This window comes from Shewanella sp. H8, assembly GCF_040285065.1.
Lineage (GTDB): Bacteria > Pseudomonadota > Gammaproteobacteria > Enterobacterales > Shewanellaceae > Shewanella > Shewanella polaris.
The window spans coordinates 4,210,215-4,233,450 of sequence record NZ_CP157213.1 but is presented as its reverse complement, the minus strand read 5'-3'; the positions used below and the strand labels follow the sequence as shown (position 1 = coordinate 4,233,450).

The 23,236-nt window shown below is 42.4% G+C and carries 18 protein-coding genes and 1 pseudogene; 15 read left to right on the top strand and 4 right to left on the bottom strand.

Features of this window, described 5'->3' with window-relative positions; all coding sequences use genetic code 11:
• Positions 1–148: 148 nt before the first annotated feature.
• The 3 genes from ABIS04_RS18380 to hslR form a co-directional block, all read right to left on the bottom strand.
• On the bottom strand, positions 149–1,690 hold the full coding sequence (locus ABIS04_RS18380) for a phosphoenolpyruvate carboxykinase (protein WP_350432016.1): 1,542 nt from the start codon (positions 1,688–1,690) through the stop codon (positions 149–151).
• A gap of 268 nt (positions 1,691–1,958) precedes the next feature.
• Positions 1,959–2,819 carry an Hsp33 family molecular chaperone HslO gene (gene hslO, locus ABIS04_RS18375; protein ID WP_137224641.1) on the bottom strand — a complete coding sequence of 287 codons (861 nt, stop codon included), beginning with the start codon at positions 2,817–2,819 and terminating at the stop codon, positions 1,959–1,961.
• 25 nt (positions 2,820–2,844) lie between these two features.
• Positions 2,845–3,243: a ribosome-associated heat shock protein Hsp15 gene (hslR, locus tag ABIS04_RS18370; protein ID WP_137224643.1), complete on the bottom strand. Its 399-nt coding sequence runs from the start codon at positions 3,241–3,243 to the stop codon at positions 2,845–2,847.
• Between the two features lie 262 nt (positions 3,244–3,505).
• Here hslR and gspC point away from each other — a divergent pair, with 262 nt between their 5' ends.
• From gspC to ABIS04_RS18310, 12 genes are all read left to right on the top strand, one after another.
• Complete coding sequence (gene gspC / locus ABIS04_RS18365; protein WP_350432015.1) at positions 3,506–4,420, top strand: type II secretion system protein GspC; 915 nt, start codon at positions 3,506–3,508, stop codon at positions 4,418–4,420.
• 24 nt (positions 4,421–4,444) lie between these two features.
• Positions 4,445–6,577 carry a type II secretion system secretin GspD gene (gspD, locus tag ABIS04_RS18360; protein ID WP_140235361.1) on the top strand — a complete coding sequence of 711 codons (2,133 nt, stop codon included), beginning with the start codon at positions 4,445–4,447 and terminating at the stop codon, positions 6,575–6,577.
• 7 nt (positions 6,578–6,584) lie between these two features.
• A complete protein-coding gene (gspE, locus tag ABIS04_RS18355) occupies positions 6,585–8,129 on the top strand; it encodes a type II secretion system ATPase GspE (RefSeq protein WP_371833650.1) in 1,545 nt (514 codons plus the stop codon).
• A 3-nt stretch (positions 8,130–8,132) separates the two neighbouring features.
• Entirely contained in the window at positions 8,133–9,365 is a 1,233-nt protein-coding gene (gspF, locus tag ABIS04_RS18350) for a type II secretion system inner membrane protein GspF (RefSeq protein ID WP_137224651.1), read from the top strand.
• 101 nt (positions 9,366–9,466) lie between these two features.
• Positions 9,467–9,901 carry a type II secretion system major pseudopilin GspG gene (gene gspG, locus ABIS04_RS18345; RefSeq protein WP_137224653.1) on the top strand — a complete coding sequence of 145 codons (435 nt, stop codon included), beginning with the start codon at positions 9,467–9,469 and terminating at the stop codon, positions 9,899–9,901.
• Between the two features lies 1 nt (position 9,902).
• Positions 9,903–10,475, top strand: a complete 573-nt coding sequence (gene gspH / locus ABIS04_RS18340; protein ID WP_137227388.1) for a type II secretion system minor pseudopilin GspH — start codon at positions 9,903–9,905, stop codon at positions 10,473–10,475.
• Positions 10,468–10,920 carry a type II secretion system minor pseudopilin GspI gene (gspI, locus tag ABIS04_RS18335; RefSeq protein WP_140235358.1) on the top strand — a complete coding sequence of 151 codons (453 nt, stop codon included), beginning with the start codon at positions 10,468–10,470 and terminating at the stop codon, positions 10,918–10,920. The genes gspH and gspI overlap by 8 nt, the downstream gene beginning before the upstream one ends.
• Complete coding sequence (gene gspJ / locus ABIS04_RS18330; RefSeq protein ID WP_350432014.1) at positions 10,901–11,617, top strand: type II secretion system minor pseudopilin GspJ; 717 nt, start codon at positions 10,901–10,903, stop codon at positions 11,615–11,617. Before gspI ends, gspJ begins: the two co-directional genes overlap by 20 nt.
• Positions 11,617–12,603: a type II secretion system minor pseudopilin GspK gene (gene gspK / locus ABIS04_RS18325; protein WP_350432013.1), complete on the top strand. Its 987-nt coding sequence runs from the start codon at positions 11,617–11,619 to the stop codon at positions 12,601–12,603. The genes gspJ and gspK overlap by 1 nt, the downstream gene beginning before the upstream one ends.
• 50 nt (positions 12,604–12,653) lie before the next feature.
• Positions 12,654–13,859 carry a type II secretion system protein GspL gene (gene gspL, locus ABIS04_RS18320; RefSeq protein ID WP_350432012.1) on the top strand — a complete coding sequence of 402 codons (1,206 nt, stop codon included), beginning with the start codon at positions 12,654–12,656 and terminating at the stop codon, positions 13,857–13,859.
• 1 nt (position 13,860) lies between these two features.
• Positions 13,861–14,337, top strand: a complete 477-nt coding sequence (locus tag ABIS04_RS18315) for a type II secretion system protein M (protein WP_137224663.1) — start codon at positions 13,861–13,863, stop codon at positions 14,335–14,337.
• A gap of 9 nt (positions 14,338–14,346) precedes the next feature.
• On the top strand, positions 14,347–15,108 hold the full coding sequence (locus tag ABIS04_RS18310; RefSeq protein ID WP_137224665.1) for a type II secretion system protein N: 762 nt from the start codon (positions 14,347–14,349) through the stop codon (positions 15,106–15,108).
• Between the two features lie 156 nt (positions 15,109–15,264).
• Here ABIS04_RS18310 and yrfG read toward each other — a convergent pair whose 3' ends face one another.
• Positions 15,265–15,930 carry a GMP/IMP nucleotidase gene (yrfG, locus tag ABIS04_RS18305; RefSeq protein WP_350432011.1) on the bottom strand — a complete coding sequence of 222 codons (666 nt, stop codon included), beginning with the start codon at positions 15,928–15,930 and terminating at the stop codon, positions 15,265–15,267.
• Positions 15,931–16,179: 249 nt separating this feature from the next.
• Here yrfG and ABIS04_RS18300 point away from each other — a divergent pair, with 249 nt between their 5' ends.
• The 3 genes and pseudogenes from ABIS04_RS18300 to ABIS04_RS19670 all read left to right on the top strand — a co-directional run.
• The gene (locus ABIS04_RS18300) at positions 16,180–16,674 is read left to right on the top strand and encodes a GNAT family N-acetyltransferase (protein WP_350432010.1); all 495 of its coding nucleotides are present in this window, start codon (positions 16,180–16,182) and stop codon (positions 16,672–16,674) included.
• 281 nt (positions 16,675–16,955) lie between these two features.
• Positions 16,956–17,594: a phage tail protein gene (locus ABIS04_RS18295; protein WP_140235352.1), complete on the top strand. Its 639-nt coding sequence runs from the start codon at positions 16,956–16,958 to the stop codon at positions 17,592–17,594.
• Between the two features lie 1,829 nt (positions 17,595–19,423).
• Positions 19,424–23,230 (top strand): annotated as a pseudogene (locus ABIS04_RS19670) (beta strand repeat-containing protein); the annotation flags it as partial.
• Between the last annotated feature and the right edge of the window lie 6 nt (positions 23,231–23,236).

Genomic DNA, 23,236 nt, shown 5'->3' with positions numbered 1-23,236 from the left:
CATTGCCTCGCAACAGTTTCAGAGGCTTTTATATGATGAATATTGACATGAAGACGAGCGGAATACCCAACAATGAAAAATCCCAACCGAAGTTGGGATTTTAGAGGCGACATCATATTAAGTGAATAGCCAAGAGTTGCTAGATTATTTATACGTTAGGGCCGGCACTTTTAATAGCGTCAGACACTTGGTATTTTGCAAAATTATCACTGAATTCTTGTGCTAGCTGTTGAGCATATTTGTCATACTCTGATTTATCTGCCCAGGTGTTGACTGGGTTTAATAACGCGGTGTCTACACCAGAGACACTAACGGGGACTTTTAAATTCAGTTTGTCGATATAAACCGTTTCAACATCTCTTAGTTCACCACTTACAATCGCATCAACAATGGCGCGAGTAGTTGGGATATCAAAACGTTTACCCACACCATGCGGACCACCAGTCCAGCCTGTATTAACAAGGTAAACTTGGCTACCAAATGACTCAATGCGTTTCATCAATAGCTCAGCATACACGCCAGCAGGACGTGGGAAGAATGGTGCACCAAAACAAGTAGAGAAGGTTGACTGGATTGCAGACGTCGAGCCCATTTCAGTTGAGCCCACTTTAGCGGTGTAACCCGATAAGAAGTGATATGCTGCTTGTTCTTTACTCAGTACCGATACCGGTGGTAACACGCCTGATACGTCGCAAGTTAAAAACACTACGGCATGAGGTTCTGCACCGCGATTATCTTCTTTACGTTGAGCGATATGCTCTAAAGGATAAGCTGCACGACTGTTTTCAGTCAAACTGGTATCGTTATAATTCGGAATTAGGTGTTCATCAAGTACGACATTCTCTAATACTGTGCCAAAACGAATGGCATCCCAAATAACCGGTTCATTTTTCTGGCTTAGGTCGATACATTTAGCATAGCAACCGCCTTCAATATTAAATACACCACCGGGTGCCCAACCATGTTCATCATCACCAATTAACAAACGCTTTGGATCGGCAGAAAGCGTGGTTTTACCGGTACCCGATAAGCCAAAGAATAACGTAGTATCACCATCGTGACCTACATTGGCAGAACAATGCATTGGTAACACACCTTTAGCAGGTAATAAGAAGTTCTGTACTGAGAACATCGACTTCTTCATTTCACCTGCGTACTTCATGCCAGCAAGCAGTACTTTTCGTTCGGCAAAGTTAATAATAACGGCCGCTTCAGAATTAGTACCATCGCGTTGTGGTTCACACACAAATCCAGGTGCATTGATAATTTGCCATGTTTGTTTGTCACCGCGATTAAAGGTTTCTGGATTGATAAATAAATTACGTGCAAAAATTTGATGCCAAGCATATTCAGTCGTGACTTTCACTGGAATGTAATGTTCGTCATCAGCGCCAACTTCTAGTTCAGATATAAATAATTCTTTGTCAGCAAGATAAGCTTCTACACGGCCCCATAGCGCATCAAATTGACCCGCATCAAATGGTCGATTTACTTTCCCCCATTCAATATCGGCTTCTGTATTTTTCTCTTTGACGATAAACCGGTCATTGGGTGAACGACCCGTTCTTTCTCCTGTTTTGGCCACTAAGGCACCATTTGCAGTGAGTTGACCTTCTCCACGAAATAGTGCGATTTCTACAAGCTTTGCGGTTGTGGGGTTAAGGTGAACTGGGTGTGATAAATCCGCCATAGTGTTGATCTCCGTCTCTTTTAGGTCGTATTTTGCTATGAACTGCTATTGGGTTTATTTATTAAAAATTAGCTTGATATTATTGTTGCGCGATGGCTATAAACTAATGTAGGCGATTGTAACGTAAGTTGGCACGAGGGTAACGAACAGTTTGGTAATTTTTGTGAAAGCTTGTAATGGTGGGGAGTTTATTGTGATGGTAAAGGTACAAAAAAAGCGCCTTATGCGCTTATTTTTGTAACTGTGTTCGTAATTATTACATTTTTGGTTACTGTTTCGATTGGCTACTGTGACTTCCTGAATATAGCGCTGCAATATCTATCGCGTCAAAAGGGTATTTTGCGGTGCAGTATTCACAATCCATTTCAATCTTTCCTTCCTCAGCTAAAATGGCTTCAACTTCAGCTTGTGGTAAGGTTTTGATCGCTGCCGCACTGCGTTCACGTGAGCAGCTACATTTGAATGTAACATCCACAGGATCAAATAATCGCACTTCTTCTTGGTGATACAATCGATGTAATACTTGTTCAGCATCAAGGGTGAATAACTCTTCTGCTTTAATGGTCGCAGTAAGTGTTGATAAATGTTCAAAATCATCATTTTGTTCAGACTTTGATGGCAACACTTGTAGCAGCATACCTGCAGCTTGTTTACCGTTAGCAAATAACTGAATTTGAGTCGGTAACTGTTCTGATTGATTAAAGTATTCTTCTAAACAGGCGGCTAGGTTCATATGATCTAATGACACAACACCTTGATATCGCTCGCCCTCATCAGGTGTTAACGTGATCACCATGTAACCTTTACCCAGCATTTCTTGCAAGCTTGCATCAGCCGTAATATCGCCATTCCAACGAGCAACGCCACGTAATACTTGTTTATTGTTGCCATTAATGACGGCTAAAGAAACTGGGCCATCGCCCTGCAACTGTACGCTAATGTCGCCCGTAAACTTGATGGTTGCTGTTAACAGTGATGTTGCGGCCATTAACTCACCGATTAAGTTCTGTAATGCAATCGGGTAAGCATGTGCAGAAAGCACTTCTTGGTAACAATTTTCTAATTGAACTAGCTCTCCACGCACATCGGCATTATCAAAAATGTAGCGATGTAAAATATCATTTTTCATTTGTATTCTCTTACTATCTGGGCGCCTAGTAATCTTTTAAGCGCATAATCTGTCGTCTTTGTTTTTTATCCGGTTTATGATCGGGTGACGGGTTATTCAAAATATTTAGCCGTCGTGCTTCAACGTTAATAATCCGTTTGTTAATACTCTCAGGTGTTTCTTGGTATAGGGTTTGTGCTACATTTGCGCTTTGTCTATGACCTGATAATTGAAGGACAATAATTTCTTTATCATCATTGCCTTGGCGAAGACGGATAGTTGCACCGACTTCTGCATTCTTACTGGATTTAGTTCGTTGGCCGTTGTAATGTACTTTGCCGCCATTGATCATGTCTTTTGCGATAGCGCGAGTTTTATAAAATCGTGCTGCCCATAACCATTTGTCAAGCCGGATAACGCTTTTTTCGGACTGAGTTTGAGACAAAAGACCTCCAAAACAGGGATGATTTCACAGACTGGGTAACTTAACTGCCATACAATACGAGTATTATTGCGGTAAAGGGCAACATTATGACTGTTTTTAGGGTGCAAATTTAGCATATTCGGTGAAGATTCGCCAATCAATATACTCTGGGGTTGTTGCTTTATCCTCAGTGGGTTAGCATGATGCCTACGCATATTTTAACGTATTTATTCACAACTAGAACAGAGACCTGTACCAAGACGTATAGAGGGTCCAATATTATATGGTTTTATTAGATAAATTGATCATCAGTTCAACAAAAATACCACACAAGCTATTGAGTGCTATTGTATTTTGGCTTGGGTTGATTATTGTGCTGCTATTAGCTGCGCAGATTACATGGAAGTTAATGCCTGTATCATCGCAATCTGCTGTGTGGCAGCCAACCCCAATCTCAGCAAGCACTGCCAAGCGTATCGAGCTTGCTGGTGTTCGTAACCTATTGCTTTTTGGCAGGTTAGATAATAATAACAATAAGCCCAAAGCTGAAGTCGTAGAGCAAATCACTGATGCGCCCAAAACAAACTTGTCTATTCAATTAACCGGTGTAGTTGCGTCAACTGACGAAGCTCAAGGTCTAGCTATTATTGAGTCTAGCGGTGAACAAGCAACCTATAGCTTAGGCGATAAAATTAAAGGCACTTCTGCTTCTTTAAAAGAGGTTTATGCCGACCGAATTATTATCAGTAACAGTGGTCGTTATGAAACCCTAATGCTTGATGGGCTTAAATACAGCACCCAAAGTGAAGTTAACTCGCAACTACAACAAGCAAAAGTAGACCGACAGGTCACTCGAGTTGATCGCCGTGAGAATGAACGTTTTTCTGAAGAGTTGTCTGATTCTCGAGATGAGATGTTAGCTGACCCAAGCAAAATCACTGATTATTTAGCTATTTCACCAGTACGCAATGAAGATGAATTAGCCGGTTACCGTTTAAATCCGGGTAAAGATGCTGCATTGTTTAAACAAGCAGGTTTTCAAGCTAATGATTTAGCTAAATCAATAAATGGATATGATCTGACCGATATGGGTCAGGCATTAGAAGTGATGGCACAACTGCCTGAGCTCACTGAAATGGCTGTCATGGTTGAGCGTGAAGGACAGTTGGTCGAAATCATGTTTAGTTTGCCAGAATAATTTGGCGTTAGAGGATTGAGTATAATGAAAAATAAAGGGATCCGACATAAGATTATTGCTGGGATGCTGGTGGGGGCTGCGATGATAGCGGCGCCGAGTGCGTGGTCGGAACAATATGCCGCCAATTTTAAAGGCACAGACATTCAAGAGTTTATTAATATTGTCGGTAAAAACCTCAATAAAACCATTATTGTAGATCCAACGGTACGTGGCAAAATTAATGTCCGTAGTTATGATTTGCTAAATGATGATCAATATTACCAATTCTTTCTTAACGTACTCCAAGTCTATGGCTATGCCGTAGTTGAAATGGAAAACCACGTTATTAAAGTGATTAAAGACAAAGATGCCAAAACCTCAGCTATTCGTGTTGCGGATGATAAATCTCCTGGTTTAGGCGATGAAATGGTGACCAGAGTGGTGCCATTATATAATTCTGAAGCTAAACAGCTCGCGCCGCTATTACGCCAGTTAAATGATAATGCTGGTGGCGGTAACGTGGTTAACTATGACCAAGCTAACGTATTAATGATTTCTGGCCGTGCGGCGGTAGTGAACAAACTGGTAGAAATTGTTCGCCGAGTTGATAAACAAGGTGATACCGCAATACAGGTAGTGTCCTTAAACTATGCCTCTGCAGGTGAAATAGTACGTATTGTTGACACGTTATATCGTTCAAGTGCCAACCAATCGCAGTTGCCAGGACAATCACCGAAAGTCGTAGCCGATGAGCGTATGAATTCGGTTATTGTCAGTGGCGATGAAAAAAGCCGTCAACGGGTGGTTGAGCTAATTAAACGTCTTGATGCGGAACAAGCAAGTACTGGCAACACGAAAGTGCGCTATTTGCGTTATGCCAAAGCAGAAGACTTAGTTGAAGTGTTAACTGGGTTCGCAAAAAACTTAGAAGACAGTAAAGACGGTACTAGCACCAAGCAAAGCGGCTCAACTCAACGTCGCAGTGATATCAATATTATGGCTCACAACGATACCAACTCGCTGGTAATTAGTGCTGAACCTGATCAACTTAGAACCATTGAAAGCGTTATTAATCAACTGGATATTCGTCGAGCTCAAGTATTAGTTGAAGCTATTATTGTTGAGATTTCCGAAGGCGATGACGTTGGCTTTGGTGTGCAATGGGGTAGCACCGATGGTGGCTTAACTCAGTTTAACAACATCGGCCCGTCGATCAGTGAAGTTGGCGCAGGTGTACTTGCTGCACAGGAAGAAGAGGGTACTACCGTTACCGTGACTAACTCTGATGGTGGATATACTACAACCACTAATCCAACATCAGATGGTGATTACACCTTAATTGCTGAAGCATTAGGTAAAGTCAATGGTATGGCATGGGGTGTTACGACAGGTAACTTTGCCGCGTTAATTCAAGCTGTATCAAGTGATACTAATTCAAATATTTTAGCCACACCGTCAATCACCACCTTAGATAATCAAGAAGCATCATTTATTGTCGGTGATGAGGTTCCTATCCTTACCGGTTCAACTTCCAGTTCAAGCAATGACAATCCTTTTCAGACTGTTGAACGTAAAGAGGTGGGTGTTAAGTTAAAAGTTGTGCCACAAATTAACGAAGGTTCTTCGGTTAAATTAACTATCGAACAAGAAGTCTCAGGAGTTAATGGCAATACTGGTGTAGACATCAGTTTCTCAACACGCCGTTTAACCACAACTGTGATGGCCGACTCTGGTCAAATAGTCGTATTAGGCGGGTTAATTAGCGAAGATGTACAGGAAAGTGTGCAAAAGGTCCCTATCTTGGGTGACATTCCTTATTTAGGTTGGTTATTTAAATCTTCTTCAAGCAGTACGACCAAGAAAAATCTGATGATTTTCATTAAGCCAACCATCATCCGAGACGGAATGACAATGGAAGGTATTGCGGGTCGTAAATATAATTACTTCAGAGCATTACAGCTTGAACAACAAGACCGTGGTATTAACTTAATGCCCAATACTGAAGTTCCTGTGCTTGAAGAATGGGATCAAGAAGCTTACTTGCCAGATGAAGTGAATGACATGCTTGACCGCTATAAAAGTCGCAAACGCTTGAGTACTGATGTGCGTGATTCTGATGCGGCTTTAAGCATCATTAATGAAAGTATGCAAAAGGACAAGGCTGAAAACAATGACTGATAGCGTTATGGCAGAGCCATTAGCCCAAGTTTCTAGTGATGTCGCTATGGAAGTTGTCGAAGGAGATGAAGTTTTCCACTCGAACAGTAAAGAGCGCCTGCCATTTGCGTTTTCACATCGTTTTGAATTGGTGTTGGCCAAGGAGAATGAGCAACTGTGTTTATTCTATACTGATAACACCCCGCTAGATGCCATGCTTGAAGTAAGGCGTTATGCAGGTGTCGAGTTGGCCGTTATCAAGCTTGACGTGACTAAGTTTGAAGCTAAATTAACTCAAGCCTATCAAGCTAACTCTTCAGAAGCACAGCAGCTTATGGAAGACATTGGTAATGAAATGGACTTGTTTACCCTTGCTGAAGAATTACCACAGACAGAAGACTTACTTGAAGGCGATGATGATGCACCAATCATTAAATTAATTAATGCATTATTATCAGAAGCCATTAAAGAAGAAGCATCAGATATCCACATCGAAACCTATGAGAAACAGTTAATTGTTCGTTTCCGTATTGATGGGGTATTAAAAGAAGTATTGAAGCCAAATCGTAAATTATCGTCATTATTAGTATCGCGTATTAAAGTGATGGCGCGTTTAGATATTGCCGAAAAACGTCTACCACAAGATGGTCGTATTTCGTTACGTATTGCGGGTCGTGCTGTCGATGTGCGGGTTTCAACCATGCCATCAAGTCATGGCGAACGTGTAGTAATGCGTTTATTGGACAAAAATACCGGTAACTTAGACTTGCAACAACTGGGTATGACACCTGGTATTCGTGAAAAATTTGATGAGTTAATTCGTAAACCTCATGGGATTATTTTGGTGACTGGTCCTACAGGGTCAGGTAAAAGTACCACCTTATATGCTGGTCTAACTGAAATTAACTCTAAAGATACCAATATTTTAACGGTAGAAGATCCAATTGAATATGAGTTAGAAGGCATTGGCCAAACTCAGGTTAATACTAAAGTCGACATGACCTTCGCGCGTGGATTACGCGCAATTTTACGTCAAGATCCCGATGTGGTGATGATTGGTGAAATTCGCGATTTAGAAACCGCTCATATTGCTGTCCAAGCTTCATTAACTGGTCACTTAGTAATTTCAACGTTACATACCAACACCGCCTCTGGTGCGATTACTCGTTTACAAGATATGGGTGTGGAGCCATTTTTAGTCTCTTCAAGTTTACTTGGAGTACTGGCTCAGCGTCTTATTCGGACATTATGCCCAAGCTGTAAAGAAGCGCATGAACCCGATGAGCGCGAACGTGAATTGCTAGGCATTACCGCAAACGACCCCCGTATTATTTATCGTGCCAAAGGATGTAAAGCATGCGGCCAGAATGGCTATCGTGGTCGAACCGGCATACACGAATTACTGATTGTTGATGACAATGTTCGTGAACTTATTCATGGCGGTAGAGGCGAATTGGCCATTGAAAAATATGTGCGAAAATGGATCCCCAGTATTCGCCATGACGGTATGAGTAAAGTGCTTGCTGGTGTGACAACGCTAGAAGAAGTATTACGCGTTACACGCGAGGAGTAATCAATGGCGGCGTTTGAATACAAAGCCCTTGATAGTAAAGGCAAACAACAAAAAGGTGTGATTGAAGCCGATACCGCTCGTCACGCTCGAAGTCAACTGCGAGAACAGCGTCTTATGCCGCTGGAGCTTCAACCCGTCAATGAAAAGGAAGCTCGTTCACAACGAGGTGGATTTAATCTAGCTAATTTGTTTAAGGGACATATCTCTGTCGCTGAACTGGCATTGATTACTCGCCAAATCGCGACTCTGGTAGCGGCGGGATTACCCATTGAAGAAGCGCTAAAAGCGGTAGGGCAACAATCAGAAAAAGACCGCTTAGGCAGTATGATTATGGCTGTGCGTTCTCGGGTTGTTGAAGGTTATAGTTTGGCAGATTCGATGGCCGAATTCCCGCATGTGTTTGATGATTTATACCGTTCAATGGTGGCTTCTGGTGAGAAGTCGGGCCATTTAGAAGTGGTGCTTAATCGACTAGCCGATTACACAGAACGTCGCCAACAACTCAAGTCAAAGCTAACTCAAGCGATGATTTATCCAATTGTTTTAACCGTAGTGGCCATTGGCGTTATTGCCGTGTTGCTTGCTGCTGTGGTGCCAAAAGTGGTCGGGCAATTTGAACACATGGGTCAAGAATTGCCAGGCACAACCCAGTTTTTGATTCTTGCTTCTGATTTTGTACAGCATTGGGGCATTGTGGTCGTTATGCTTATTTTTGCTGGCATAGTGATGTTTCAGCGTATGTTAAAGAATCCTGCTACGCGGATGAAATATGATACTGCTTTATTGAAAATGCCTGTAATTGGTAAAGTGAGTAAAGGCCTCAATACCGCAAGATTTGCACGAACCTTGAGTATTTTATCTGCCAGTGCTGTGCCATTACTTGATGGTATGCGTATTGCGAGCGAAGTGTTACAAAATGTCAAAGTGCGTGCCGCTGTAGATGAAGCAACTGCCCGAGTCCGTGAAGGAACTAGTTTAGGCACTGCGTTGACTAATACTAAGTTATTCCCAGCGATGATGTTGTATATGATTGCATCGGGTGAAAAAAGTGGTCAGTTAGAAAATATGCTTGAACGTGCGGCAGATAACCAAGACCGAGAGTTTGAATCGAATGTCAATATTGCCTTGGGGGTATTTGAGCCCATGTTAGTTGTGAGTATGGCATCGATTGTATTGTTTATCGTGATGGCAATTTTACAGCCTATATTAGAGTTAAATAATTTGATCAGCGGTTAAGTTTACACTTACGCTTATATAAACTTGAAAGACCAAAAGTATTAATCAAGAATGACACCTGTTTTGTGTGATTCTATAAGATTTTTTAGAGGAAATAATCAATGCAACATAATAATAAACAACGTGGTTTCACCTTACTCGAAGTAATGGTGGTGATTGTTATTTTAGGTATTTTAGCGTCAATGGTAGTACCCAATCTTATGGGTAATAAAGACAAAGCTGACCAACAAAAAGCCATATCAGATATTGTAGCCTTAGAAAATGCATTGGATATGTATAAATTAGATAACAGTATTTATCCCACTACAGAGCAAGGTCTCGATGCGTTAGTGCAAAAGCCTAATTCGTCTCCAGAACCAAGAAATTACCGTGAAGGCGGTTATGTAAAGCGTTTACCGCAGGACCCATGGCGCAGCGATTATTTACTACTCAGCCCTGGTGAAAATGGAAAACTTGATATTTTCAGTGCAGGTCCTGACGGCCAAGCTGGTTCAGAAGATGATATCGGTAACTGGAATTTACAAGATTACCAGTAATATGACCCAACATCGCCAAGCCGGTTTCACCTTACTTGAGGTGTTAATTGTAGCATTGCTAATGGGATTGGTTGCCTCAGCGGTAACCTTATCCGTTAGTGTTGCGGGGCCAGAACAAGAGCTCAAGAAGCAGGCACAACGCTTTATTACTGCCACCGAAATGGTGCTGGATGAAAGTGTATTAAGTGGCCAGTTTATTGGCATTGTGATTGACGAAGATCAATATCAGTTTGTGTTTTATAAAGAAGGCCAATGGCTGCCTGTAGATCACGACCGGTTATTATCGGCAAAAAAAATGGACGAGGGCATAACCTTAGATATTGTGATCGATGGCATGCCATTGGTGCAAGAAGACGAGCAAGATGAGTCTTGGTTTGACGAGCCTTTTATTGACGAACAAACTGAAGAAGACAAAAAGAAACACCCCGAGCCACAAATATTGTTGTTTCCCAGCGGGGAAATGACACCATTTGAACTGAACTTTAATACGATTAATGACGACAGTCAGCCAGTCAATGTGCTGGTTGTTGGTAATGCATTAGGTCGCTTAACAATAGGGCGTGTAGATGAATAAACAGACATCATTTAAACGCCCTAATGACTTAAGCGTTAAAAGTTCCACGTTTAACCGCTTAGGTATAAAAAGCTTTCGCGGTAAAAACGCTGGCATGACCTTACTAGAGGTGATGGTTGCTTTGATGGTATTTTCAATTGCTGCGGTATCGGTTACCAAAAGTTTGGGTGAGCAAATGGCGAATATGCCCATTTTAGAAGAGCGAACCTTAGCCCAATGGGTAGCAAGTAACCAAATGGTCGATGTGCGTCTACCTGATGCGTTTCCTGATATAGGCCAAAAAACCGGTCAGGAAGAACTCGCGGGTCGTGAATGGTATTGGCGTCAAGATGTTATTAAGACCACAGATGATAAATTTAGAATGATCCGTATTAGCGTCAGCGATGATGATAAATTTAAACGTATTGTTGCTCAGGTAAGTAGTTATGTGCATAACAAAGCCTAAATATTTTAGCGGCTTTACGTTACTGGAAATGCTTATCGCGATTGCGATTTTTGCCATGTTGGGGATAGCGGCTAACTCGGTATTATCGACGGTGATGAAAAATGATGAAGTGACTAAAGAGTTTTCCGATCGGCTTAAATCATTGCAACAAGGTTTTGGTGCCTTAGAACGCGATTTAGGTCAAATGGTTGCGCGGACTCCTCGGTTGTTTGACGGAAGTCGCAGTAGTCAATTTTTTCAAGTGGGCGATAATATTCTCGATTCAGAAACCGAAGCATTGATGTTTTACCGTTTAGGTTGGCTAAACCCAGATGGTATGCTGCCTCGGGGCAGCTTACAGTCGGTTGCTTATGTTGTCCAAAATGGCCGCTTAGAACGCTGGTATTATCCTTACCCTGAGCCAATATCGGGTGCTGAACCACTAAAAAGTATGGTTATAGACCATGTGCTATCAATTGAATATTCGTTTTACATTGACGGAAAATGGCAAAAAGAAGCAGATGGAACCGTGATGCCTAGAGGGATTGCGATGGAGATAGAATTAGAAGGTTTGGGTAAAATTCAACGTCGTTTTTTGTTGCCTAAAGGTGCTCCGGCAACTAAGTCTAGCTCAGACAGCTCAGACAGCTCAGATAGTTCAGACAGCTCAGACAGTTCAGACAGTTCAGATAGTTCAGACGATGATGGGAAGTCATAATGGGTGGCCAAAAGCAGCGTGGTGTAGCACTTATTGTGGTGATGTTGATTGTTGCCATGGTAGTGGTTATTGCGACCAATATTAGCAGTCGTAATCAGCTTTCCATGCGGCGAACGCTTAATTTAGCCCAATATGATCAAGCCTATTGGTATGCGCTTTCTGCAGAAGAGCTTGCAATGAAAGTGCTCAAGCAAGACTTTGAAGATTCAGACGGAACGGTACATTTACAGCAATACTGGGCTTTAGCTGATGTCGTTTTCCCAGCTGAATATGGTCAGATTGTTGGTGAAATACAAGATATGCGGGCATGTTTTAATGTTAATGCTGTTGGCCAAGAATCAACAGAAACTGAAAATGGCCAACCTAAATTGACCGTTTCAGCACAACAGTTTCAATCGTTACTTATCAGTTTAGGTGTTGATGAGTTTGGCGCAGAGCAGTTTACCTATATGCTTAAAGATTATATTGACGAAGATACCTTGGCTGGTTCTTATGGTGCTGAAGATGCCGAATATGAATCGCGTAATGTGCCGTATCGTGCCGCTAATACCTTGATGCAGCATCGCAGTGAATTACGGGCCGTACTAGGATTTAGCCAAGATGTATATTTAAATATATCACCTTATGTGTGTGCGATACCCGGTGAAAATAGCCAGTTATTAAATGTGAATACCATTAAGGTTGAGCAAGCAGCTTTACTTGCTGGAATGCTAGAAAATAAGATTTCAGTCAGCGAAGCTGAAAGTATTATTAACAGTCGGCCTGGTGATGGATACGAAAAAATTGAAGAGTTTTGGGAAAGTTCGTCACTCAGTGGTGTAACACTGGACGCGGATGTAAAGTCGAGTTTTGTAGTAGACAGTCAGTATTTCTCATTAAAGGCTGGCGCCAAAGTCGATAATGCAATATTTCGAATGGAAAGTGTACTTAAGCGCAATGGTAACAATTTAGATGTACTCACCCGTCAGTATGGTGGTCAACAATAATAACAAATTCATTACGTAACAATACGTATTGAGATTGGTGGAGAATAACAGTGTCTGAACGGCTATTTATCCGGTTAGGAAAAACATCAGAACACCCATGTTCATGGCTAGTATGGTCAGAACAAGAGCAAGAAATCATCGCTTCTGGTGAGTTATCTGATGCCGCGAGTCTCAGCAGTTTAACTGAGCGGGCGGGTAATCGTCCTGTTGATGTACTTGTGCCAGCGGCCAATATGACATTGACACAAATTATGTTACCCGAAAAAGGCCAACGCCAAGCACTAATGGCATTGCCATACATGCTAGAGGAGTCATTAGCGACAGATGTAGATAAAATGCATTTTGTTGTCGGGCCTCGTGAAGGTGAGCGACTCAATGTGGCAGCTGTGGCGCATGAACAAATGCAAATATGGCTAGAATGGCTACATCATGCTGGCTTAAAAGTTAAACGTATTGTACCTGATTGTTTAGCCTTGCCTTTAGAGCAATGCCGTTGGGCGGCAATGAGTGTCGGCAGCGAATATTTAATTAGAACCTCAGAAGGTGGCGGCGTTAGTTTACCTAAAGCATGGTCTGCATTTGCACTACCGCAGTTACTCTCGGCGGCACAACCCAGTGACAATGAGTCTATTAGCATAGCAAGTTATAGTGACGATATTGCATTTGAAGGTGTGGAGATTAATAACAAGCCGCTAGATTTACCTATGATGGTTTTAGCAAAAGGCATTTTGAATGCCCCAATCAATTTGCTCAGTGGCATTTATAAACCTAAGCATGAATACAGTAAACAGTTATTCATCTGGAAAAACACTGCTATTGTCTTGGTGATTGCGATTGTTTTAGCCTTGGCGAATAAAGGCTTATCCATTCATCAACTTAATAACCACACCGCAGAGCTGCAAGCTCAAAGTGAATTGATTTTTAAGCAAGCCGTTCCGGGTGTAAACCGCATTGTTAATATGCGCTCACAGATGGGCAGTCAATTGCGCAGCATGCAAGGTCAAGGTGGTGGCGCGGTATTTTTTGAAATGTTAGACGGTTTAAAACCAGCGTTTAGTAAAGTACCAGAACTCAAACCGAACTCATTGCGTTATGAAGCAAATCGTAATGAATTACGTATGCAAGTGACAGCAAAAACCTATGGTCAAATCGATAAGTTTAAAGAACTTGTTGGCAAAGACTACCTGCTCGACGGCGGCGCCATGAACAGTAACGAAGACAGTGTTACCAGTACACTGACGTTAAGGATTAAATAACATGGAAAACATGCGTAGTTGGTGGCAAAGTCTAGCCATTAGAGAACAACAACTTGTTGGATTTTGTGCTGCAATATTGGTTATTGGCATTGTTTATTGGGGCATTTGGACACCGATTTCGAATGCTCAAGAAACTGCAGAGCGTGATAACAGTGCAGCGCAGCAAACGTTAAATTATGTTAAACAAACCGCCAATAAAATCGCCGGTCTTAAACAGGCGGGTGCGCAAGCTAAAGTTCGTGGAAGTTTAAGTTCTGTGGTAAATCAAACGGCTGGTCAATATAAATTAGAGATCACTCGTATGCAGCCGCAAGGCGATAAAATACAACTATGGATGGATGACGTGCCATTTGATGCGTTATTAGGTTACTTACATGACTTAGTAGAGCAAAAAGGCTTAACGTTGGACAGCGTAGATCTAACCGAATCAGACGTTGCTGGTTTTGTAAAAGTAAGACGTATTCAGCTTTCTCAGTAAGGATTTTTTGTGAGCTTATTTTCAAAAATAGTCATTGGCGTCATTATTTACCTAGTGTTTTTATTGGTTTATTTACCGGCAAACTGGTTAGTCAGTATTGCTCCATTGCCGAGTAATGTGGCTATCAGCGGTGCTGAGGGTACGCTTTGGCAAGGAAAAGCGGCATTAATCACCATTGATAAAAAACAGATTGAACAGGTTAGCTGGAAATTAAGCCCGTGGGGACTATTAGCTGGTAAAGCTAATATCGATATTAACGTCGGCAGTCGTGCTACACCTGTAAATGGTAAAGGCAGTATTAGTTGGTCATTATCAGGGCTGAGTGCGAAAAATATCCGTATTGATCTACCCGACAGCTTTTTATTAGCGGATGCTCGCTTACCTTTTAAAACTAAAATTGATGGTGACGTGAGCTTAATGGTTGAAGCCTTAAAGCAAGGCGAGCCATGGTGTGAGCAATTAAACGGTAAATTATTTTTAAATAATACAAATGTTAAAAATCAATATGGTGTGTACCCATTGGGCAATATCGCATTGGGGCTCAGTTGTCTTGATGGCCAATTACAAATCGCCACTGATGAAACCCAAAACGTATTAGGCTTAACGGGAACCGCGACTCTAGGCGAGTCAAACTTGGTTAAGGTCAGTGCTAAAATTAAACCGACCGATGCTCAGCCTAAAGATTTACGAGACTCGTTATCATTCTTAGGTCGACAAGACAGCCAAGGGTATTACCCTATCAACTATCAAGGTGTTGTGCCTGGACTGTAATCAATAAGTCTCCTTGAATAATTAACGCCTTGATATCACTATCAAGGCGTTTTATATTCGTGACCATGTATTTGTATTCTTGGTATTAGTTAAGATAATGTCCCTTGTTTACCGTAGTTTCAAATACCCTAGTCGTTTCTATTGCTTCAATAATGGCTATACAGATTGAAGTGCCAGTGATAGTGGCTGGTAATCGGTAATTGCTGGGAAGTCGGCAAATTCAATATGAGGTTTTTGGCTATCTGGGTTTTTAATTCCGAGCTGATAACCTACGCCTGCCTTTTTTGATGCTGCTAAAATTACTTCGCTGTCGTCTATAAATAAGCATCGAGCAGGATCTAACTTAAATTTATCAAATGCATATAGCCAAAACTGCGGATGTTCTTTAGGGTAACCGCTCTCATGACTCGATAACATATCGTCTAATCCATGGGCTAAATTGGTATGAGTTAGCTTAAGCGCTAAACTTTGCGGATGGGCATTGGTAAACAAAATACGTTGCTTACTTGCTCCAGCCAAAGCCTGTAAAAAAGGCATGCTGTCTTGGCGAAGTTTAATTCTGTCTGCGGATGTATGATGTAAAGCCAAAATGTCGAGTTGTAAGTAGCGTTGCCAGTAATCAAGACAATACCAATCTAAGGTGCCGACCACATCGTAATAAGCTTGTTTGACGAGTGTATTGGCTTCATCCAAGCTTATTTGGCGTTGAATGCTTAATTGTTGTGGCACGAGATGTAACCAAAAGTGGTTATCAAAGTGCAAATCTAACAGCGTACCATCCATATCTAGTAACACTGTGTCTATGGTATTCCAGTCAAACATCAATTAATCCTTTGCAGAAAAAAGCTTTGCAATCACTTGTGGTTATCTCTATTTATACTAGCCTTGAAGTTAGTTTTTAACATTTATGGCACCATTTTGATACTGCAAAGATCATGGCCTAAATGTATAACTCATGTTAACCATGGTTATTAAAATATTTGCTTGTGGCTAAATTCAAACGAGTTGCATCGTGGCATTATCAGCCAGCTACAATCAATTGCTAACCTTGTCTTCTGTTGGTAGGTATTAATGTTAAGTCAGCTAAACCCACTATTGAACCTCAGTGTACGCCCCGCTAGTGACGATGACGTATTTATCATGGCAGAGCTGTTTTATGCTACCCGCAGCGATTTCTATCAGCTTGGTTTACCCCAAGCTGCAGTGGATTTGATTTTGCAACAGCAATATCAACTGCAACAAATGTCCTACAAAAACCAATTCCCTAGTTCAAGGGATTATATCCTATGCTGCCAAGCTCAAGTGATTGGTAAGCTGACCTTAGCGATTAATCCAGAATGTTTGCACCTTGTTGATTTGGTGCTCGCTCCAGAGGCGCGCAGTAAAGGCTTTGGTTCAGCTGTGTTAGATGCTCTTAAACATGATGCCAAGGTGCAGAAAGTGCCTATTCGTTTGGCTGTCGCGAGGGACAATTCAATAGCGAAAGCGCTTTACCTTCAACAAGGTTTTACGCTTCAAGATATTACGGAAACCCATGAAAGTATGCAGTGGCAATGCGGCATTTAAATGAAATTATTGTTAAGAGTGACAAATAGAAGATTAAAAGAAGGTTTTTGATCTAGATCAACTTTGTTGTAAGTATAATCTAATGTATATTCATGTTTCTTGAAGGTTGCAATATTGTTTTGCGATGTTAATTGTATTTCCAGGTGGTAGGCAATAAACCGCAAGGGACTCATTATTGATAACTCTAGCTAACTATTTTCGCTTGAAGCATCAGAAATACTGATGTTTGAAATAAGCAAAGTTAACTAGACTTAATCATAAATAATCTAAGGAGAGACGCAATGTCAGAACCATTTATTGGTGAAATCCGTATGTTTGCGGGTAATTTTGCTCCCCGTGGTTGGGCTTTTTGTGATGGACACCTGATGTCTATTACGGACAATACAGCGTTGTTTGCAATATTAGGCACTATTTATGGTGGTAATGGTTCCACTACCTTTGGAGTTCCAGATTTGCGCGGTCGTAGCCCTGTAGGTGTGGGGCATGGTCCTGGCTTATCACTTATTGATCGAGCGGAGGGGGGGGGCTCTGAAGCTATTAATATGACTCAAGCTCACTTGCCAAGCCATTCACATACCTCCACTTTTACAGGTACACCCGCTCCAGTCAGTATTACTGCAGATGTTGCCACTTCAACAGCTAATGCAATGGTGCCACCTACATCTGGCAGTACTGCTTATTTGTCGGCAACAATGGCAACTGCTGGCCCTTCTAATGTAGTTTTTAATGGCTTGTTTACTGAGACGCCTCCTGGAACAACAAAAGCACAGCTTGGTGGCTTTAACGGTGGGCCGGTGACTTCTGCGGGCACTGTAAATATTGAACCTACTGGCATTGGTAATCCTATCCCCGTAAGAAACCCTTACCTAGGAATTAATTTTATTATTGCTTTAGAGGGAGAGTACCCTGCGCATAATTAATATTTATTGGCAGTATAAATATTAATTTTTTCATATAAATTATATAGTTAAATTAAATGTGTTAAATATAAGTCTAAATCTGTTCTATTCGAATTTATGTAAAAGACTCAAGTGCTTGTTAAGGAAATATCATGTCACGGTGTAAAAATGATTTTCAGATTATTTATTTAAATACTTGCCTGTTAGGAATGCTGAAAGCACTCAAAAAATATTGGCTATTTTTGTGTGCTGTGATAGTGACAACGATAAACTCCTCTGGTTATGCAGCCTCTATTCCAAGCGATATTACAATAGATTTCGAAGGTTTAGGTTTTGTTGAAGTTGATAATGGTTCCCCATGGTTTACTGATGGGGATATTGTCATTATATACAGTGGTGGTAATTGGTGGCAAAATACTGATGATGGTGAAAGTGACTCTGCTGCCTTGGCTGCATTATCTTCTAGCGGAGTAGAAACTGTTACTTTAGAAACCTCATCTGGTAACGAATTTGATTTTGTGAGCTTCTACTATGGCCAATATAGCTCGTCAATAGTAAATATTGAGGGGTTCCGTGATGGACTGTCTTTAGGCAGCCTTTCGCCGAGTGTAGGCAGTGGCACTAAAATCATGGACAGCAACTTTGATGCTGTTGATCAGATTGTTATTACTTCTGATGCTATTGGCTTTTACGATACCTTTGATAGTTTTGTGTTACATACAGCTACAGCTATTACTAGCGCAACTTATAACGCTTCTACAGGTGACTTAACCGTCATAGGTACTAATTTCAATGCCACAACTGGTGCGCTTAATGATGTTATAGCCAGTAAATTCACTTTTACAGGGGAAGGTGGCAACACTTATACATTGACAGATACCGCCGATGTTGAAATATCTTCAGCAACGGGTTTTACCTTGTCACTTAGCACCACAGATAGCGCTGCCATTAATGTTATTAGTAATAAAAATGGTAACAGTTCAACAGATGCAACGACTTATAACCTTGCGGGGGCGGCAGGTTTCATTGCTGATTCCTCCTCAACAGACGATATTACGGCTAATGGTATTACGGTTTTAGGTGTGCCAGTACCCACCATTAGCAGTGCAACTTATGATGCGAGTAGCGGTGTGCTCACAGCGATAGGGTCTGGATTCACTAAGCGTGCAGGCGCCTCCAATGACATAATAGCCAATAAATTTACCTTATACGGTGAAGGTGGAGCCAGCTACACCTTAACTGATACCAGTAATGTAGAAATAACATCCAACACTAGCATTTCACTCACCTTAAGTGCTACAGATAAAGCGGCTTATAATTTAATTGCCAATCAGAATGGTCAACAATCTACTGATCTATCAGCTTATTATCTTGATGCGGCAGAAGATTGGGCTGCAGGTGCAGATCCAGCCTTGAATGTAGAAGACTCTTCAGAAAATAAAATAACAGTCAGTAATGTGGCTGTACCTACTGTAACCAGCGCAACCTATGACTATACTAGTGGCGTGCTGGTGGTGACTGGCAGTGGTTATTTAAGTCAACAAGGTGCGACTAATGACGTAGTCGCCAATAAATTCACTTTTACTGGTGAGGGCGGTGGGACTTACAGCCTTACGGATACCGCCAATGTGGAAGTGACTTCCGGTACCGCTTTTACTCTGACATTGAGTACAACTGATAAAAGCGGAGTCAACGTACTATTAAATAAAAATGGTTCCAGCGCAAATGATGTAACAACCTATAATCTTGCCGCTGCTGATGATTGGGCCGCAGGTGCCGATGCGGCAATTAATGTGGCCGACTTAACTGGTAATGGTATTATTGCCAGCAATGTACTGACGATATCTAGCGCGCCAATAATAGGTACGGCAACAGCAGGAAACGGCCAGGTATCAGTTACTTTTAGTGCACCGGCTAGTAATGGCGGCTCTGCGATTAGCGCTTATACTGTGACCTCAAGTCCTGGCGGTAATACTGCCAGTGGTACTGGCTCGCCATTAATGATAATGGGTCTAACCAATGGTGTTGCTTATACCTTTAAGGTTACGGCAATCAACTCGACAGGCACTAGCTCAGCATCAAGTGCTTCCAACAGTGTGACTCCCCAAGCATCACAAGCCATAACATTTGCTAACCCTGGGGCGCAAAACTTTGGCACTACCCCTATATTATCAGCAAGCTCAACTTCTGGGCTTACACCTACTTTTACCTCATCCACTACTGGCATATGTACTATCACCAGTGGCGGCGCGTTAACGTTTGTCACAACTGGTACGTGTACCATTGATGCAGATCAGCCTGGTAATAGTAGTTATTCGGCAGCGGCAACCGTCAGTCGTTAATTCAGTGTTAATGCGGTAGTATCAGGAGCGCCTACAGCGGCGAGTGCAAGTGCGGGTGATACTCAGGCATCCGTTAGTTTTACTGCTCCAGCTTTCACTGGTGGCTCTGCAATTACAAGTTATACCGTGACTTCTAGCCCTGGTGGTCTCACGGGTTCTGGTATGGGTTCGCCTATCACTGTGGCTGGATTAACCAATGGTGTGGATTATTCTTTTACCATTACGGCTACTAACTCTACGGGCACTAGTGTGGCTTCTAGCGCATCCAACAGCGTCACGCCCAAGGCGTCGCAAACCATCACGTTTAGCAATCCTGGTGCACAAAGTTTTGGTTCCAGCCCAACATTAACGGCGACTGCCAGTTCAGGGTTAACACCGGTGTTTACGTCATCAACCACCGGTGTGTGTACAGTGAGCAGTGGCGGAGCCTTGGCTTTAGTTACCACTGGTACTTGTATTATTAATGCAGATCAGACGGGGAGTACAGCTTACTCTCCAGCGACTCAAGTGAGTCAGAGCTTCTCTGTTAATGCCGTGGTTGCGGGCGCGCCGAGTATTGGAACCGCTACTGCGGGCGATACCCAAGTGAGTGTTAGCTTCAGCGCCCCAGCGAGTAATGGCGGCGCGGCGATAACGGCTTATACGGTAACATCAAGCCCGAGTGGAATAACGTCTTCAGGCGTTGGATCACCATTGACTGTGACGGGACTCTCTAATGGCACAGCGTATACTTTTAGTGTCACTGCCACAAACTCCGCAGGTATCAGTGCAGCATCAAGTAGCTCCAACAGCGTGACGCCTAAATCGGCACAAACTATTACGTTTACGGATCCCGGCGCACAAAGCATTGGTTCTACGCCAACGTTAACCGCAAGTGCAAGCTCAGGCTTAACCCCTGTATTTACATCATCGACTTCGAGTGTCTGTACCGTTACCTCTGGCGGTAGCCTTACCTTTATTACCGCGGGAAACTGTACCATTAATGCTAATCAAGCGGGTAACGGCGCATATTTACCAGCAGCCCAAGTGAGCCAGACTTTTACTGTGAATGCCTTAGTGGCAGATGCACCTAGTATCGGTATAGCAACGGCGGGCGATACCCAAGCAACCGTAAGCTTCAGTGCCCCTGCTAATAACGGTGGGGCAGCGATAACGGCTTATACTGTGACATCAAGTCCCAGTGGAATCACATCTTCAGGCGCTGGGTCACCATTAACTGTTATTGGGCTCACCAATGGAACTCCCTACACATTTAGTGTTACCGCCACAAACTCTGCAGGTACCAGTGCTGCATCAAGTGCGTCTAACAGTGTAACGCCAATAAATGCTAATAGTGCTCCAGTAGCAACGAATACTAATGTCAGTTTGGATGAAGATGGCTCGGTATCGTTTAGTTTTACTGCAACAGATGCAGAAAATGATGTTCTGAGTTTTGAGGTATTAACTCAACCAACATCAGGAAAATTAGATAAACATGGCTCAGTTTGGCTATATACCCCAGATGCAGACTTTAATGGAGAAGACAGCGTTAGCTTTATTGCTAAAGATGCCGAGCTAAGTTCACAACCTGGTTTGGTGAGCATCAACGTTAACCCAGTGAATGATGAACCTCAGGCTATGGATGATAGTTATAGTAAAAGCCTGTCGGTAGACAATAGCTATACCATTGCTGTACTTGATAATGATACCGACGTTGATGACGATACTTTGACCATTGACGGTGCTGCGGCCGATGTGGGCAGCATACAAGTTGAGGCGTCGCAGCTTAAATATCAAGCGCCTACTGATTTTGTCGGCCCTGTAACCTTACGCTATACCATTTCCGATGGTCAAAAAGGTCGCAGTAATGCCAAGGTACAATTACTTATCACAGGTGAAAATTCAGAAGATGCGCCTGTAATTACCGCACCTGACGATATTACGGCTAACGCAACGGGGCTGTTCACTAAGCTTAAGCTAGGTGTCGCAACGGCTGTTGATAAGGCGGGTAATAAACTCGCGGTATCTTTAGTGAATACTCAACAATTATTTGCACCAGGCGAACATTTAGCCTACTGGCAAGCGACTGATAGTGAAGGCCTCAGCTCAATTAAATCCCAGAAAGTGACTGTGAATCCTTTGATTTCGATTAGTCGAAACCAAGTGGTTGCAGAAGGGAGTGAAGTGCAATTTAGCGTCTTCTTAAACGGTCCTTCACCGCAATATCCAGTGAGTATTCCTTATACTGTTTCTGGTAGTAGTGATGCTAATGATCATGACTTAGTCGACGGTGTGTTTGAGATCACTTCAGGCTTGAGCGAAAGTTTTAGCGTCAATGTATTCGATGACGGGGTAACAGAAGCGGATGAAGAGCTGATTATCAGTTTGGACCCTAGCCTGAATCTCAGCGGACAAGATGAAACACAGTTATTAATTACTGAAGCCAATATTGCCCCACAAGCCAGTATTCAAGTGATGCAATCTAATGAACTGCGCAGTCAAGTGAGTAAGGTTGGCGGTAAGGTGTACATTAGCGCGAAAAGCCGTGATATGAACCTGCAGGACAGCCTCACTGAAGTCTGGTCGACAGGTGTTTTAGTGTTAGAAAGTGATGCCGATGGCAGTTACTTTGACCCTAGAACCCTAGATTCGGGAAATTACCCTATTAGTGTGGTGGTTACAGATGATGGTGTTCCTGAATTATCGACAACAGTGAAATTAACCTTGTTGGTAAAAGAGAGCTTACCAATACTTACAGGTGCAGATAGCGATGGTGATTTAATTCCTGATGATCAAGAAGGTTTTACTGACGCTGATAACGATGGCATTGCCGATTATCTTGATGCCATTCTCGAGTGTAATGTGTTGCAAGAAAAAAGCATTGAACAAGTAAGCTTTCTTGCAGAAAGTCAGTCTGGCGTGTGTTTGCGCTTAGGTAACACGGCGCAACTCAATGGAAATAATGGTATTGAAGTTCAAGAAGCTGATTTAAGCGACGATCTACAAGCGAGTAATTTGGGTGGCCTGTTTGACTTTGAACTCACTGATTTACCTAAGCTAGGTGACAGTGTGAGCATCGTTATTCCTCAAACATTACCAGTGCCGACCAATGCAGTGTATCGCAAGTTTGTCAGCGGCAGTTGGCAAGACTTTGTGTCCAACGATAATAACTCGGTTATGTCGACAGAAGGTAATTCAGGTTATTGCCCTCCACCAAGTGCCGTTGAATGGCAAACTGGATTAAATGAAGGTCACTGGTGTGTACAGCTAACCATAGAAGATGGTGGCCCGAACGATGACGATGGTCTAGCCAACGGTACCATCGTTGACCCTGGTGGGGTC